Origin of the sequence: Dyella sp., from assembly GCF_036746095.1 — a bacterium.
Classification (GTDB): Bacteria; Pseudomonadota; Gammaproteobacteria; order Xanthomonadales; family Rhodanobacteraceae; genus Dyella_B.
The window spans coordinates 26,442-41,634 of sequence record NZ_DAIOEU010000010.1 but is presented as its reverse complement, the minus strand read 5'-3'; the positions used below and the strand labels follow the sequence as shown (position 1 = coordinate 41,634).

Annotated in this window: 12 protein-coding genes; all 12 read left to right on the top strand. The window is 61.7% G+C overall.

All coding sequences use genetic code 11. The features are described 5' to 3' along the window. Positions 1-285 precede the first annotated feature (285 nt). The 12 genes from V7M64_RS06780 (at position 286) to V7M64_RS06725 (ending at position 15,188) form a co-directional block, all read left to right on the top strand. Positions 286-1,782, top strand: coding sequence for an asparagine synthase-related protein (locus V7M64_RS06780; protein ID WP_333678010.1), 1,497 nt, complete (start codon positions 286-288; stop codon positions 1,780-1,782). 132 nt (positions 1,783-1,914) lie between these two features. Continuing rightward, positions 1,915-2,079, top strand: coding sequence for a hemin uptake protein HemP (locus V7M64_RS06775; RefSeq protein ID WP_333678112.1), 165 nt, complete (start codon positions 1,915-1,917; stop codon positions 2,077-2,079). Positions 2,080-2,133: 54 nt separating this feature from the next. Continuing rightward, the gene (locus tag V7M64_RS06770; protein WP_333678009.1) at positions 2,134-2,691 is read left to right on the top strand and encodes a hypothetical protein; all 558 of its coding nucleotides are present in this window, start codon (positions 2,134-2,136) and stop codon (positions 2,689-2,691) included. 860 nt (positions 2,692-3,551) lie between these two features. Beyond that, positions 3,552-4,823: an efflux RND transporter periplasmic adaptor subunit gene (locus V7M64_RS06765; protein WP_333678008.1), complete on the top strand. Its 1,272-nt coding sequence runs from the start codon at positions 3,552-3,554 to the stop codon at positions 4,821-4,823. A 26-nt stretch (positions 4,824-4,849) separates the two neighbouring features. Then, on the top strand, positions 4,850-5,572 hold the full coding sequence (locus V7M64_RS06760) for an ABC transporter ATP-binding protein (protein ID WP_333678006.1): 723 nt from the start codon (positions 4,850-4,852) through the stop codon (positions 5,570-5,572). A gap of 213 nt (positions 5,573-5,785) precedes the next feature. Then, positions 5,786-7,105, top strand: a complete 1,320-nt coding sequence (locus V7M64_RS06755; protein WP_333678004.1) for an ABC transporter permease — start codon at positions 5,786-5,788, stop codon at positions 7,103-7,105. An 18-nt stretch (positions 7,106-7,123) separates the two neighbouring features. Further along, positions 7,124-8,359: an FtsX-like permease family protein gene (locus V7M64_RS06750; protein ID WP_333678003.1), complete on the top strand. Its 1,236-nt coding sequence runs from the start codon at positions 7,124-7,126 to the stop codon at positions 8,357-8,359. Positions 8,360-8,395: 36 nt separating this feature from the next. Next, positions 8,396-9,706 (top strand): ABC transporter permease, encoded by a 1,311-nt coding sequence (locus tag V7M64_RS06745; RefSeq protein ID WP_333678001.1) that lies wholly within the window; start codon positions 8,396-8,398, stop codon positions 9,704-9,706. Between the two features lie 9 nt (positions 9,707-9,715). Next, positions 9,716-10,948: an FtsX-like permease family protein gene (locus V7M64_RS06740; RefSeq protein WP_333678000.1), complete on the top strand. Its 1,233-nt coding sequence runs from the start codon at positions 9,716-9,718 to the stop codon at positions 10,946-10,948. Positions 10,949-10,988: 40 nt separating this feature from the next. Further along, entirely contained in the window at positions 10,989-12,308 is a 1,320-nt protein-coding gene (locus V7M64_RS06735; RefSeq protein ID WP_333677999.1) for an ABC transporter permease, read from the top strand. Positions 12,309-12,317: 9 nt separating this feature from the next. Further along, positions 12,318-13,544 (top strand): FtsX-like permease family protein, encoded by a 1,227-nt coding sequence (locus V7M64_RS06730; protein WP_333677998.1) that lies wholly within the window; start codon positions 12,318-12,320, stop codon positions 13,542-13,544. 318 nt (positions 13,545-13,862) lie between these two features. Next, positions 13,863-15,188 (top strand): ABC transporter permease, encoded by a 1,326-nt coding sequence (locus V7M64_RS06725; RefSeq protein ID WP_333677997.1) that lies wholly within the window; start codon positions 13,863-13,865, stop codon positions 15,186-15,188. Positions 15,189-15,193 lie beyond the last annotated feature (5 nt).

The following is a 15,193-nucleotide window of genomic DNA, read 5'->3' as shown; positions in this document are numbered from 1 at the left end:
CGGGGCCAGGTTGCGTCATGCAATCTCGCTATTCGTGGCGCGTGTTGCAGCGGCATACGCGGGTGGCCATTCCGGCGGCCGCAAACCTGCCAGGGCTGGAATGGTTGTCCACTGGCTGCCGCGTGCAGACGCCCCGTAAGCCATGGCGACGGTGCCGTGCACCGGCAGCGACCAGGCAACCTTTTTCGTTTTGGCCGGCACAGACCACTGCTTATGAGTTTTTTTTGGCGCCCGGCGTGATCGTGCCGGGTGCCCGCATGCACCTGACTCCATCTTGGAGATCATATGAATAGCGCGTCGCATGAGTGCACGAACCAGGCGTCGTCAAGCTCCAGCAGCATCCATATTCGCACCAGTCCTTACGCCGGCGATGTGGATTTTTCCACATTGGATCGGCGCGACAGGGACGGCGGCGCATCGATCGACATGGTTTCGCTGGCCGATTTGCTGCGCAATTCGTTCGTGTATCCGCCGCACACCATCTATAGCGATGTGAAGATCCTGACTACCGGCTTTGCCGTGCAACCCGGCACGCAGGACGAGCTGCGTTTTCAATTCCCTTATCAGTCCGCCTCGGCCACGGCGCGGCCGCCTTCCCATGCCGTGAGCGACGATGCATTGCTGCGCTCTTACCATCGGCTGCTCACGCAATCCGTGCAGCGATGTACGACGCACGTGAAGGCGCCATGGTTTTTGCAGAGCGGCGGCAAGGATTCGACCTCCGTGGCGATTGCCGTCGCGGATGTTCGGCCTGATACCACCTGCCTTACCTATCTGGGCGGCAAGGAGGAAAACGAAGTCGAATCGGCACGTTTCGTGGCGCGCCGGGTCGGCCTGCGTCATGAAGCGCTGGTGTGCGATCCGCGGCGTGCCTACGACCGCTACCTGGCGATGATCCCGCGGATGCCGCTGTTGACGGCGGATTTTGCCATGTTGTCCTACGCCGACCTCGCCACCGAAATAGGTCACCACCACGGCGATGGCATCATCGACGCCATGGGCGTCGATCTGTTCTTTGGCGTGCCCATGCATCTGCGGGACTACCTGATCATTGGGCTGGCAAGGCAGATGGCCATACCTGCCGCATGGCTCACCTATCCGTTCGTCCGCCAAAACTTCAAACTTTGCTTTGCGCTAGCCAGCCTGCAAATGAATCCGTTCGAGCGCTACATCCCCGGCTCGCGTTTCAGCGATCGCGAGGTGGATGCGCTGTTCGGCTGGAGCGCGTCGGTGCAATCGCGCCAGCGCATGGACGTATTCCAGGATGCCGTGCGGGCTGCGCCGTCGGCGGAAGGCGTGCGGCGTATCGTCCTGGCCATGCTGGAAGCAGGCGGCTTCGCCAAGAGCCTGTATTGCGCGAACTCGCTGGGCTTGCGCATGGCCTATCCGTATTGCGACAAGCCGTTTTGCGAATGGCTATTCAACGACGTGCCGGACGATCGCCTGGTCGGTCGCCACGGTTTGAACAAGGTCTTGCAACGCCGCTATATCGCGCGGCATTTCCAGCAATTGCCTTATGTGCAGCACAAGGGTTCATTCCGCTTCGACGTGCCAGGCCTGGCACGGCAATGCTTCGAGCAGGTGCACGCGTTCGCCTTGCAAGCACGGGCGATCCTTCCTGGGGCGGCGGCGTGGCTGGAGGGGCATCGCCATTGCCTCGGGAATAAATTCTTCGCCTCGAAGTTCTACCTGCTCGCGGTAACGCTGCCGTGGCTGCTTAGCCGCACGAGCCGCACGACGGCCGTGGCGAACGATGATGAAGCGTTGCGCGTGACCTCCTAGGCCGCAAGAGCGCGCCGGGGCCGCTTGACTCACAAATGAGAATCATTATCATCCTGTTGTCCCTCGACGATGGAGTCCCGCATGTCCACGACCGGCACGCTACTCACCCTTTCGCGCCTGCCGCAGCCGCCGATGCTGTCCCGTGCGAACGAGCCGGATGTCCCGGCAACCCCACCGATCCGCCGCATTTCCAGCCAGCGCCTGCTGGCTGGCGAACGCGAGCTGGTGATCCAGCACATGGGCAGCGAATACCACCTGCGCCTCACGCGCAACGGCAAGCTGATCCTTACCAAGTAACCCACTCCCTCCGCCAGCGCCAACGCCAGCCGGGTCTTCATGCAGGAGATCGCCATGTTCGACTGGCTTGCGTCCCCTCCCACGTTCTGCCGCCATGCGCCGCGAGCGGCCGTATCGCGTCGTACTCGGCTCATTACGCCGCGTGCATTGATCGAGATGCTTCCCGGACTCGGCAGCGTGCTTTACTTCCATGCGGCCGCAAATAGGGCATTTCCTCCAGCGCTACCGCAAGGCTTGGTGGTGCAGCGAGCTTTCCTGCCTTTGCTTGGTGCGCACAAGCTGACGTCAATCAGCGCGGTCACTGATGATGGCCCACGCGAATGGTGCGAATGTGTCGATGCTCTCGGCCGCACGCAGGCGCGATGGCATTTGTTGCCAGACACCGACTATCTCGGCTGGGATGCTATGACTGCATCCTGCGTGGCACACATCGCCCCGCCTGTGGAAACGGAACCCTTTCGGCCGGATTGCGCCAGTGTGGTGAATTTCCGCTTGCGCCGCGTTGGCGGATTGGCGCTACTGGAGCGGCGGGACGCAACCGTGCTCTCATCGCTCGGCAGCCGTATCGCCACCAGCATCGCGCGCGCGGAAGCTTTGATGTTGCAGGCGTAGTCAAGGGTGACTTGCCAAATGGTGTCATCAATGGCGCCATTTTCTTCATGGACAGGATCGTTCGGTTCAGCGACCTTCAACAGCTGTGCACGCACTTCTTCGGCATTCGGAAAATCGTCGCGGACGCTGTGCCTGCACCGCGCCCGCAGTGTTCAGGCGTGCCTTGTAGATACGCACGCAAGGGGCATCGTTCCGGCCGGCGTGAAAGGCATACAGCAAAGTATGCGTAGTCTTGCTTTTGGTGCTGGATGGCTTGCGCCCCGCCCGAGTCACCTCCTCGCGAAAGTGCTCCAGCCAGCGCAACATTTCGGGGCGGATGGCAGCGGCGCCGTGGGTCGGCTCTTGCAAAGTGGCCAGCAGCAGGGCCGCCGCGTGTTTGCAACGATAGCCCACGGGGCTCGAGCATTCAGCGCGTTCTACTCGTGGCCGGCTGCTGCCTGAGAAGTGAACCCTCGGTCCGGTAGGGGATGAATTCGGACCCTTGCACCGTGCCGCGCAAAGTGCGGCCATCCCAGTTGAGATCGGAGACCTTGCGCAGACAGCCCATCGCCTTGGCGACGGTGTGCTTGCCAAACCATGTGGCGACTTGATCGCGGGTGTAAGTAACGCTCATTGCTGTCAGGCGGTGGTCGATGCTGCGCGAGGGTGCAGCGCGCTAGTGTGCAGGGCGAACGGGTGCGACGAAACCCCGATGCGGCCCGCTGTCCGCTGTCCGGGAGGTGTCCGCGGACAGCGAGTCTGATGGCCATGGCCAACGCAAGTGTTTGAATAAAGGCGCGTAATTTGTGCGCTCTGCGCTGGCACGCGGATTGCTGAGCATGGCGTAGGGGCCGCACTGTCCGCGGCCAAGGACCTTATCCATGATTCGTGACACTTCCGCCCAGGACAAACTGATCGAGGTCAAGTCCAGTCCCAAGAAGAAGGCCTTGTGGATCGGCGGCGCCATCGTCGCCGTGGTCGCATTGGCCCTGTTCCTGCCGAACGTCACACGCCTGTTTTCCGCCGATGCCTCGGTAAGCGCGTCCAGGCTGGCATTCGCCACCGTGCAGCGCGGGCCGTTCATACGCGATATCGCGGCCGAAGGCCAGGTGGTGGCGGCGGTGAGCCCCACGCTCTACGCCACCTACGGTGGCGCCGTCACGCTGCAGGTGCATGCCGGCGATACGGTGAAGAAAGGCCAGGTGCTGGCGGTGATCGACAGTCCGGAGCTGAAAAACAAGCTCGCCCAGGAAGAATCCAACGCCGACGCCATGGAAGTGGACTACCAGCGCGCGCAGATCGATGCGCGGCAGAAGCAGTCGCAGATGCAGAAGGCGTACGACAACGCCAAGATCGACGAGGAAACCGCCGCGCGCGACTACCAGCGCTACGACAAGGCGTACAAACTCGGCGGCGTGCCGCAGATGGACGTCGACAAGGCCAATGACGCGCTGGAGAAAGCAAAGATCGCGCTGGCGCACGCAAAGGCCGACCTGAACCTGGGCAACGACACCGGCGTTTTCGACATCAAGGCCAAGAAGCTGGCGCATGATCGCCAGGTGCTGATGGTGCAGGACCTGCAACGGCAGGTCGACAACCTCAACGTGCGCTCGCCGGTGGATGGCCAGGTGGGCCAGTTGTTCATCGCCGAACGCGCCACGGTGGCGAAGGATGCACAACTGCTCAGCGTGATCGATCTGTCCGCCTTGGAAGTGGAAGTGAAAGTGCCCGAAAGCTTCGCGCGTGATCTCGCCGTCGGCATGAGCGGCGAAATCAGCGGCAACGGCAATACCTGGAAGGGCTTGGTCAGCGCCATCTCGCCGGAAGTGGTGAACGGCGAAGTGGCCGCGCGCGTACGCTTCGATGGCGGCACGCCCAAGCAGTTGCGCCAGAACCAGCGCCTCTCCGTACGCATCCTGCTCGACCACCGCGAAAACGTGCTCACCGTGCAGCGCGGATCCTTCGTGGACGAGTCCGGTGGCAGCTACGCCTACGTCGTACGCGATGGCATGGCCACCAAGATGCCGATCCGCGTGGGCGAAAGCAGCATCGACAAGGTGGAGATCCTCGATGGCCTCAAAGAAGGCGACAACATCGTGATCTCAGGTACCGACAATTTCAAAGGCGCGCAGCGCGTCGTGATAAGCCGTTAATGGCCAAACCCAGAAGGAATGACACCATGCTGAAAATGACGCATCTCTCCAAGGTCTACCGCACCGAAGTGGTGGAAACCTACGCGCTCCGCGATTTCAACATCGACGTGAAGGAAGGCGAATTCGTCGCCGTGACCGGTCCGTCCGGTTCCGGTAAAACCACCTTCCTCACCATCGCCGGCCTGCTCGAAACCTTCACCGGCGGCACGTATCACTTGGATAACCTTGACGTCAGCAATCTCGACGACAACGCGCGCTCGAAGATCCGCAACGAAAAAATCGGCTTCATCTTCCAGGCCTTCAACCTGATACCGGACCTCAACGTGTTCGACAACGTGGAAGTGCCGCTGCGCTACCGTGGCATGAAGGCGCCGGAGCGCAAGGAACGCATCATGGGCGCGCTGGAACGCGTCGGCCTCGCCTCGCGCGCCAAGCACTATCCGGCCGAACTCTCCGGCGGCCAGCAACAGCGTGTCGCCATTGCGCGTGCGCTCGCCGGCAGCCCGCGCCTGCTGCTCGCCGACGAACCCACCGGCAACCTGGATACGCAGATGGCGCGCGGCGTGATGGAACTGCTGGAAGAAATCCATCGCGACGGCGCAACCATCGTCATGGTCACGCACGATCCGGAACTGGCCGCGCGCGCGCAGCGCAACGTGCACATCATCGACGGCCAGGTGGTGGATCTGGCGGAGGATCCGCGCTTCCACACTGCATACACGGCGGCCGCAGGACAAGTACGCAGCTAACAACAACGCCCTCCCCTGCGCGCAGGGGAGGGCAGGGGCGGGATAAGCGAGCGGAGCTCGCGTCCGGCAGCGCCGGACTGCGCGGGCACGGACGGACATTGCCGCGAGCTTGGCTTGACCCTACCCCAACCCTCCCCTACTGCAGGTAGGGGAGGTAGCAGATCGCGGCAAGACCACTTGCACGCTGCCTTCATCCCTCAAACCAAAGAGCCCATGTTCGCCTACTACCTCCAACTCGGTCTGCGCAGCCTCAAGCGCAATCCCGTGCTCACCGCGTTGATGGTGATGGCGATTGCCTTTGGCGTCGCCGCGTCGATGATCACCTGGTCGGTATTTCGCGTGGTATCGGGCAACCCCATCCCGTGGAAATCCAGCCAGCTCTACAACGTGCAGATCGACAACCGCGGTCCGCAATACGACGACCCGCCGAATGAGCCGCCGGAAGCGCTCAACTACACCGATGCCATGGCACTGATGCAAGCCCACAAAGCGCCGCATCAAACCTTGTTGTATGACATCGGACCTTCTGTACTGCCCCAGAATCCGAACGATCTCCCGACCACGGCCTACGGCTACGCCACCAGCGCCGACTTCTTCAGCATGTTCGACGTACCGTTCCAATACGGTTCGCCATGGACGAATGCCGATGACGACGCGCACGCGGCAGTCGCGGTCATTGGCAATGAGCTGAACAAGAAGCTGTTCGGTGGCGCCAACAGCGTCGGCCGCGAGGTCACGCTGGCCATGCATGCGTATCGCATCGTGGGCGTGACCGGCCACTGGGACCCGAAGCCGCGCTATTACGACGCCTACGACGGCATGGAGTTCTATCCCGATCCGCCCCAGGTGTTCATCGTCTTCAACCGGGCCATCGACCTGCACGTGGGCATGACCGGGCGCAACAATTGCGGCGGGTCGCCGGCGCATTTCTCAAGCGACGAAGAGTGGCTGCATCGCGAATGCGCCTGGATTCCATTCTGGGCGGAACTTCCAACCCAGGCCGACGCGCAGAAATACCGGGCGTTCCTTGAGGCTTATTCCGCCGAACAGCAGCGAGCTGGACGCTTTCACTGGGCGCCCAACGTGCGGCTGCGCAATGTGACCGAATGGATGGCATACAAAAAAGTCGTGCCATCAGAAAGCCGCATTTCGTTGTTCGTCTCGATCGGCTTCTTCATCATCTGCCTGGTCAATACCATCGGCTTGCTGCTCGCCAAATTCATGCGCCGCTCGTCGGAAATCGGCGTGCGCCGTGCGCTCGGTGCGACCCGTCGCGAAGTGTATGCGCAGTTCCTGATGGAAGCGGCCACGGTCGGGTTGGCCGGCGGCGTGCTGGGCCTGTTGCTGACCGTGACGGGCATGCAGGGCGTCGGCCTGTTGTTCGAACCGGATGTGGCGCAACTGGCGCGCGTGGACGTGTCGCTGTTGATCACGACGCTCGTCGTGTCGGTGCTGACTACGGTTATCGCCGCGTTCTATCCGACCTGGCGTGCGGCGCAGGTGCAGCCGGCATGGCAGCTGAAGTCCAACTGAGGCGATGACGAGATGACGATGCAGATCAAGCCCATCCTCGCCGCCATGCGCCGCCACAAGGCGGGCACCATCCTGATCGGATTTCAAATCGCCTTGACGCTGGCGATCGTGTGCAATGCGCTGTTCATCATCCATGGGCGCATGGCCCGGGTCAGCCGTCCGTCGGGCGTGGACGAGACCAATCTTTTCGTCATATCCAATATATGGGCGGGCAACCTGTCCGACCGCCAGACGGCGGCGCAGATTCAAGCTGACCTGGCTGCCTTGCATCAGCTTGGCAGCGTGGAGGACGCGACGGCGCTCAACAGCTTTCCGCTTCACGGCAGCGGCTGGGACAACTTCATCCGCATGAAACCCGAGCAGGTCCACATGACCACGGACTCGTCGATCTATATGGCGGATGACCACACGCTCAATACGCTGGGCGTGAAGCTGATCGCCGGGCGCAACTTTACGCCCAACGAAATTCAGGCGCTCTCGATTCAAGATATGAGTTCATGGCCGGTGGTCATCGTCAGCAAGGATCTGGCGAAGCTGCTTTTTCCCAAGGGAGATGCACTAGGCAAACAGATCTACGCCGCCAACAACAATACGCCATCCACGATCATTGGCATCAGCGATACGTTGCAGTCGCACATGATGGATAGCGACGACAACGCCTTTGCCTACAACGCCGTGCTGGTGCCGATGCGCGAAGTCGGCAGCGGTTATGTCCATTACCTGGTTCGTGCGCGCCCCGGACAGCTTGCCGCAGCGATGCGCGCTGCACCGAAAGCATTGATCGCGCAAAGCCACATGCGCATCTTCGAAGCCGGCGACGGCATCATGACCTTCGCCCAGGTGCGTGCCAAAGCATACGAGCGCGACTACGGCATGGCTGTGCTCCTGGCCATCGTCAGCGCCGTGCTGCTGGCGATCACGGCGGCGGGCATTGTCGGCCTCACCAGTTTCTGGGTGGGCCAGCGGCGTCGGCAAATCGGTGTCCGGCGTGCACTGGGGGCAACGCGAGGCGACATTCTCGGCTACTTCATGACCGAGAACCTGCTGATTGCAGTAGGCGGCATCGTCGTTGGGACGCTGTTGGCCGTGGGTATCAATCTTTGGATGGTGACGCATTACGGCGTGGCGTATCTGTCCGGCAGCTACCTGCTTGCCGCTGCCGTCGCGCTGCTTTTGCTTGGGCAAGGCGCCGTGTTTGCGCCGGCGTTGCGTGCCTCGCGCGTATCGCCGATTGAAGCGACGAGAACGGCATGAACACACCTTCGTATCAGCGGCAAGGGGAATAGCGGAATGCTGGCCTACTATTTTCAACTCGGCCTGCGCAGTCTCAAGCGCAACCCCATGCTCACCGCGCTGATGGTGATGGCGATCGGCTTTGGCGTGGCCGCGTCGATGATTACCTACTCGGTATTCCGCGCCGTATCCGGCGATCCGATTCCGGCGAAGTCGTCGCAACTGTTCGTGCCGCAGATCGATAGCTGGGGCCCGCAATACAACGAAAAAGGCGAGCCGCCGGGCGCGTTGAACTATGTGGATGCGATGGCCTTGATGAAGGCGCACCAGGCGCCGCGCATGGCCATGATTTACACGGTGATGCTGTCTGCCCTGCGGCATGAGGCCAACAGCGTGCCGGTATCGACCCAGGGCTTCGCCACCACGGCCGACTTCTTCACCATGTTCGATGTGCCGTTTTTGTACGGCAGTGGCTGGAATGCGGATGGAGACAATAATCGCGCGTCGGATATCGTGCTGACCCAGAACTTCAATCAACGCATGTTTGGCGGCGCCAACAGCGTAGGCAAGAGCATCACGCTATCGGGACATGATTACCGCATTGTCGGTGTCACCAGGCGCTGGGATCCTTCGCCGCGCTTTTACGATGTATGGGGCGAAAGCGGTTTCAACGATCCGCCGGATTTCTATCTGGTGCTCAATCGCGCCCTGGACCTCAAGCTGGACAACGCCGGCAGAAACAGTTGCCGTGGAACCATCAGCTACAACGGCTGGGATGAATTCCTGCAAAGCAATTGCGTCTGGTTGATGCCATGGGTGGAGCTGGATACGGCGAGCGACGTCGCGCGCTATCGCCGATTCCTGCAAAGCTATTCCGCCGAGCAGCAACGCGCCGGCCGTTTCGGCTGGGCACCGAATGTGCGACTGCCCGATGTCATGAAGTGGCTGGACGTGCAGCACGTGGTGCCGCCTGAAAGCCGCATCTCGTTGATCGTCGCGATGTGCTTCTTCGTCATCTGCCTGGTCAATACGATCGGATTGCTGCTGGCGAAATTCCTGCGTCGGGCCGGCGAGATCGGCGTGCGGCGTGCGCTCGGAGCCACGCGGCATGAAATCTATGCGCAATACCTGATCGAAGCTGCAGCGGTCGGGCTGGCTGGAGGGCTGCTGGGATTGCTGTTGACCATAGGGGGCATGTCCGGCGTGGGGCTGTTGTTCGAGCCGGAGATTGCACGGCTCGCCCATGTGGATGTGTCGCTCATCGGCCTGACTTTCGCGGTGGCGATTCTCGCCACGGTGGCGGCAGCGTTCTATCCCGCCTGGCGTGCTGCGCAAGTGCAGCCGGCCTGGCAGTTGAAGTCCAACTGAGGCGCAGTCATGGATATCCAGCCCATTCTTGCCGCCCTGCGACGCCACAAAGCCGGCACGATCCTGATTGCCCTGCAGATTGCGTTGACGCTCGCGATCGTCTGCAACGCGCTGTTCATCATCCATCAGCGCCTCGCGCGCATGGACGAGCCAAGCGGCGTCGATGAAGCCAATGTATTCGTGATCCAGAACATGTGGGGCGAGCAGTACTCCACGCAGGAGTCTTTGGAAAGAATCCAGGCAGATCTGGCCACGCTGCGCCAGGTGCCGGGAGTGCAGGACGCGACTCCCAGCAACCAGTATCCGTTCAAGGGTGGCGGCTGGGACAACTTGATCACCATGACGCCGGAGCAGCGCGGGGAGACGACCGACGCCTCGTATTTTACCGGCGACGAGCATTTTCTCGGCACCCTCGGCGTGAAGCTGATTGCCGGGCGCGATTTCCGTCCCGACGAAGTACAGAGTCGCGGTATGCGCGAAAAAATGGCGCCTCCGGTGGCGATTGTCAGCAAACCATTGGCCGACAAGCTGTACCCCCATGGGGATGCGCTGGGAAAAAGTTTTTACGCAATGACCAGCGCGCCCATCACCATCGTCGGCATCGTCGATACCTTGCAGCGATCCGATGTGGGCACATGGAGCGCGCCCTACGCAGGGGAATCGATGGTGGTGCCCGTTCGCCTGGCCATGCCCTGGGGCGTGTATTACCTCGTACGTACCAGGCCCGGCCAGCTTGCTGCAGCCATGCACGCGGCACCGAAGGCGCTCTACGCGGAAAACCGCATGCGCATGATCGATCCCAAGGATGGCGTGCTCAGTTTTGCCGAAGTGCGCCATCGCGCGTTCGAGCGCGACCGCGGCATGGCGGTCTTGATGGGCATCATCTGCGCGGTGCTGCTGGCCATCACCGCGGCCGGCATCGTCGGGCTCACCAGTTTCTGGGTCGGGCAACGGCGGCGGCAGATTGGCGTGCGTCGTGCGCTCGGCGCCACGCATCGCGACATCCTCAGTTACTTCATGACGGAAAACCTGCTGATCAGTCTCGCGGGCGTATTGATCGGCGTGCTGCTGACCTTCGGTCTCAACTTATGGCTGGTCACGCGTTTCACCTTGGCCGTGCTGCCGCTGGCCTACGTACTGGGCGGCATCGTGATCTTGCTGTTGCTGGGGCAGGGCGCGGTGTTCGCGCCGGCGTTGCGCGCATCGCGCGTGCCGCCGATCGAAGCGACGAGGCCGGCATGAGCGGGCATTCGCGCCAACGGACAGGGGAGTGAGAAACGGGATGCTTGCCTACTATCTCCGGCTCGGCCTGCGCAGCTTGCGCCGCAATCCGGTGCTCACCGTGTTGATGGTGTTGGCCATTGGCATTGGCGTGGCCTCGTCAATGACGACGTATGCCGTATTCCGCGCCGTCTCCGCCAACCCCATACCCGACCGGTCGAGCCAATTGTTCGTGCCTGCCATCGACGTGTGGGGCCCCAAGGCACGCGCGAATGCGCGGCAGCTTCCGGACATGTTGACCTACACCGACGCGGTGGCACTGATGCGCGCGCACAAGGCCATGCATCAGGCTGCGATCTATCCGGTGAGTTACACGGTTATTCCACAAGATGTCTCGCGCGAACCGTTCGCCGTCAAAGGCGATGCCACCTATGGGGAATTCTTTCCCATGTTCGGTGCGCCGTTTGCCTACGGAAGCGGGTGGGATGCCAATCAAGATGATGCGCATGCCGCCGTGGTGGTCATCAGCAGCCATTTGAACCAGCAATTGTTCGGGGGCGCCAACAGCGTCGGGCGGACGATCCGCCTGGACGACCACGACTATCGCATCGTCGGTGTCCTCGCGGATTGGAACCCGCAGCCACGCTTCTACGATGTGAATGTCTACAGCCGTACGTTCTCGGGTTCCCCGGATTTCTTTCTGCCCTTCAGCCGCGCCGTTGAACTGCAATCGGAAACCAACGGCAATGACAGTTGTTACGGTAGCGAAGGCCGCAAGCCCGGCTGGCAGGGCTGGGTGCAATCGGACTGCATATGGATTTCCTTTTGGGTGCAGCTACCGGATGCCGCCGCGGTGCAGGCGTACACCACTTTCCTGCAAGGTTACGCCGCCGAACAGAAGCGCGCCGGACGCTTCGATTGGTTGCCCGAGGTGAAATTGTTCGGCTTCGGGCAATGGATGGACTTCGAACAAGTCGTGCCGCCGGAGACGCGGATCTCTTTACTGCTGTCGCTGGGTTTTCTGTTCGTCTGCCTGGTCAATACCGTGGGTTTGCTGCTCGCCAAATTCCTGCGCCGTGCTGGCGAAATTGGCGTGCGTCGCGCCTTGGGTGCCTCGCGCAAAGAAATCATCCTGCAGTTCCTGGCCGAAGCCGCGATGGTGGGCGTCACAGGCGGGGTGGTTGGGCTGTTGTTCACCGGCATGGGCATGTTTGGTGTCGGCCTGGTTTTCGAGCCGGATGTCGCGAAGCTCGCGCATATGGATGCCAGCCTCATAGCCTTGACCATTGCGGTCGCACTCGTGACGACCATCGGTGCTGCCTTCTATCCCACCTGGCGTGCGGCGCGCGTGCAGCCGGCATGGCAGCTGAAATCCAACTGAGGGGCGACGATGCAGATCAAACCTGTCCTGGCGGCGCTCCGACATCACAAGGCTGGCGGCCTGTTGATCGCCATGCAGATCGCCTTGACTTTGGCGATCGTATGCAACGCGCTGTTCATCATCCACGCGCGGCTGGCCCATCTGTCCGAACTCAGCGGCGTGGATGAAGATCGGGTGCTGGTCGTAGAAAACCAGTGGGCCGGCAAGCCCGATGCGGATGCCATTGCATCCCGAATGTCGGCCGACCTGATCGCATTGAAACAGGTGCCGGGTGTCGTCGACGCCTATGCGACCAACGCCTATCCGCTTCGTCGCGGCGGCATGTCGTATGGCATTGGCCTGGTTCCGGACAAACTCAAATATGTCGCCCAGACCGCCATCTACTTCGCGGATGACCACACGCTTTCAACGCTGGGCCTGAAGTTGATCGCCGGACGCAACTTCCGTCCGGATGAGATCGGTCAAATGGACGCCCATGACAATCTTCAACCGCCGGTCGTCATCATTACCCGTGAGCTGGCGCAAGCGCTTTTCCATGATGGCAATGCCGTCGGCAAAATGGTCTATGTCAGCGCAAAACCGAGCATCGTCATCGGCGTGGTCGAGCGGATGCACATTCCGTGGACGCAAAGCCCGATGATGAAATGGGAATGGAACGCCACCATGGTTCCGCTGAGGCAGATCGCCGACTACACCGATTACGTGGTCCGCACCCAGCCAGGGCAGCTCGACGAGGTGGCCAGGCGCGTGCGCGGTGCCCTCTATGCCGAAAATCGCATGCGTGTGATTGCCACGGATGATGGCATTCAGACATATGCGCAGATACGCAACAGCGCATACGCCAATGATCGCGGCATGGCCACCCTGATGGGCGTCGTCAGCCTGGCACTGCTGGCGATCACGGGTGCAGGCATCGTGGGTCTTGCCAGCTTCTGGGTCGGGCAGCGGCGCAAGCAGATCGGAGTGCGGCGCGCGCTGGGCGCAACCAAGCACGACATTCTCAGTTATTTCCTCACCGAGAACCTGCTTATCGGCATGGCCGGCGTCGTGCTCGGCGGTGTCCTGGGGGTGGGTCTGAACCTTTGGATGATGAAGCAGTTTGAAATGGAGCGGCTCGGTGCAGGTTATGTATGGGCGGGCGTCGCGGCGTTGCTGCTGCTCGGGCAGGGGGCGGTGTTGGCGCCCGCGCTACGCGCATCCCGCGTGCCACCCGTGGAGGCGACGCGATCCGTATGAGCAGTCAGGTACGTGAGTTATTTGAGTGGAGCGTACTGCCGATCGCAGCGAAGAACTGTTCCCTTCCCTGCGTGCAGGGGAGGGCTAGGGCGGGGTGCTCGCGAAGCGAGCGGCGGGGACGTGATGTCGCCAGCACGCATAGCCGGGCGAGATTTGGCCGCGCGCTAAAGCACAAGCGATCCCGCCCCAACCCTCTCGTGCCGTCGCAGGGGAGGAGGCTGATCACTGCAGGCACAAATATCGATGGAAACAACACGCTTTCCGCGAAGAACAGCGTTTCAGGCACACGGATGTTCAACAACAACGGGGAGGCAAACCATGCTTGGCTATTACATTGATCTGGCGCTGAGAAGCCTGAAAAGAAGTCCGGGCCTCACCGCATTGATGATCTTGATCGTCGCCTTCGGGGTGGCCGCATCCATGACCAGCTACTCGGTATTCCGCGCCGTGTCGGGCGATCCGATTCCGTGGAAGTCCTCGCGTCTGTTCGTCCCGCAGATCGATATCTGGGGACCGAAAGGCCATCTCGACGCCACCAACAACAATGATCCGCCGGATGCGATGGACTACCTCGACGCCGTCGCCCTGATGCGCGATCACCGCGGCAAATACCAGTCGGCGATGTATCGCGTGTCGCCGTCGATTGTGCCGCCGGATGCGCACATGCATCCGATCAATGTCGGCGGGCATGCGGTCTACAGCGAGTTCTTCCCGATGCTGGACGTGCCCTTCAAGTTCGGCAGCGCCTGGAATGCGAGTGACGATGCGCAGCGCAGCGCGGTGGTGGTGATTAACGCCAAGCTCAACCAGAAACTGTTCGGCGGCAACAACAGCGTCGGCAAGACGATCGACATCGACGGCAAGGATTACCGCATCGTCGGCGTGTTGGATAACTGGAACCCCAAGCCGGTGTATTTCGACGTGGTCAATACCGGCGGCTTCACTACCGATCAGGAAGACGTATTCCTGCCTTTCACCCGCGCCATCGACGTCGGCATGCCGAACGACGGCAATACCAATTGCTCGGAGATTCCGAAGGGCTCGGGCTTCGTCGGCTTGCAGCAGTCGTCCTGCGTGTGGATTTCCTACATGGTGCAGCTGGACGACAAGGCCGCGGTGGTCGCGTACAAAAATTATCTGGACGGCTATTTCAACGACCAGAAGGCATCTGGACGATTCAACTGGCCCCTGAACAACCGCCTGCGCGATCTGCCGGCATGGCTGGAGTCGGAGCACGTGGTGCCGAGCGACACAAAAGTATCGCTGGTGGTGGCGCTGGGCCTGCTGATCGCGTGCCTGGTGAACACGGCCGGCCTGTTGCTGGCGAAGTTCCTGCGCCGCAGCTCGGAGATCGGCGTGCGCCGTGCGCTGGGCGCGCCGCGTATGGCCATCTATACGCAGTTTCTGGTCGAAGCCGGCACGGTGGGGGTGACCGGCGGCGTGCTCGGCCTGCTGCTGACCTGGATAGGCATCCACGGCATCAGCTGGGTGTTGCCCAAGGAAATCGCCTCGCTGGCGCGTGTCGATTTCAGCCTGCTGGCGCTCACCCTGGCCGTGGCGGTGATCGCCACCATGCTGGCCGGGCTTTATCCCACCTTCCGCGCCTCGCGCGTGCAGCCCGCGCTGCAGCTGAAAACCAACTGAGGAGA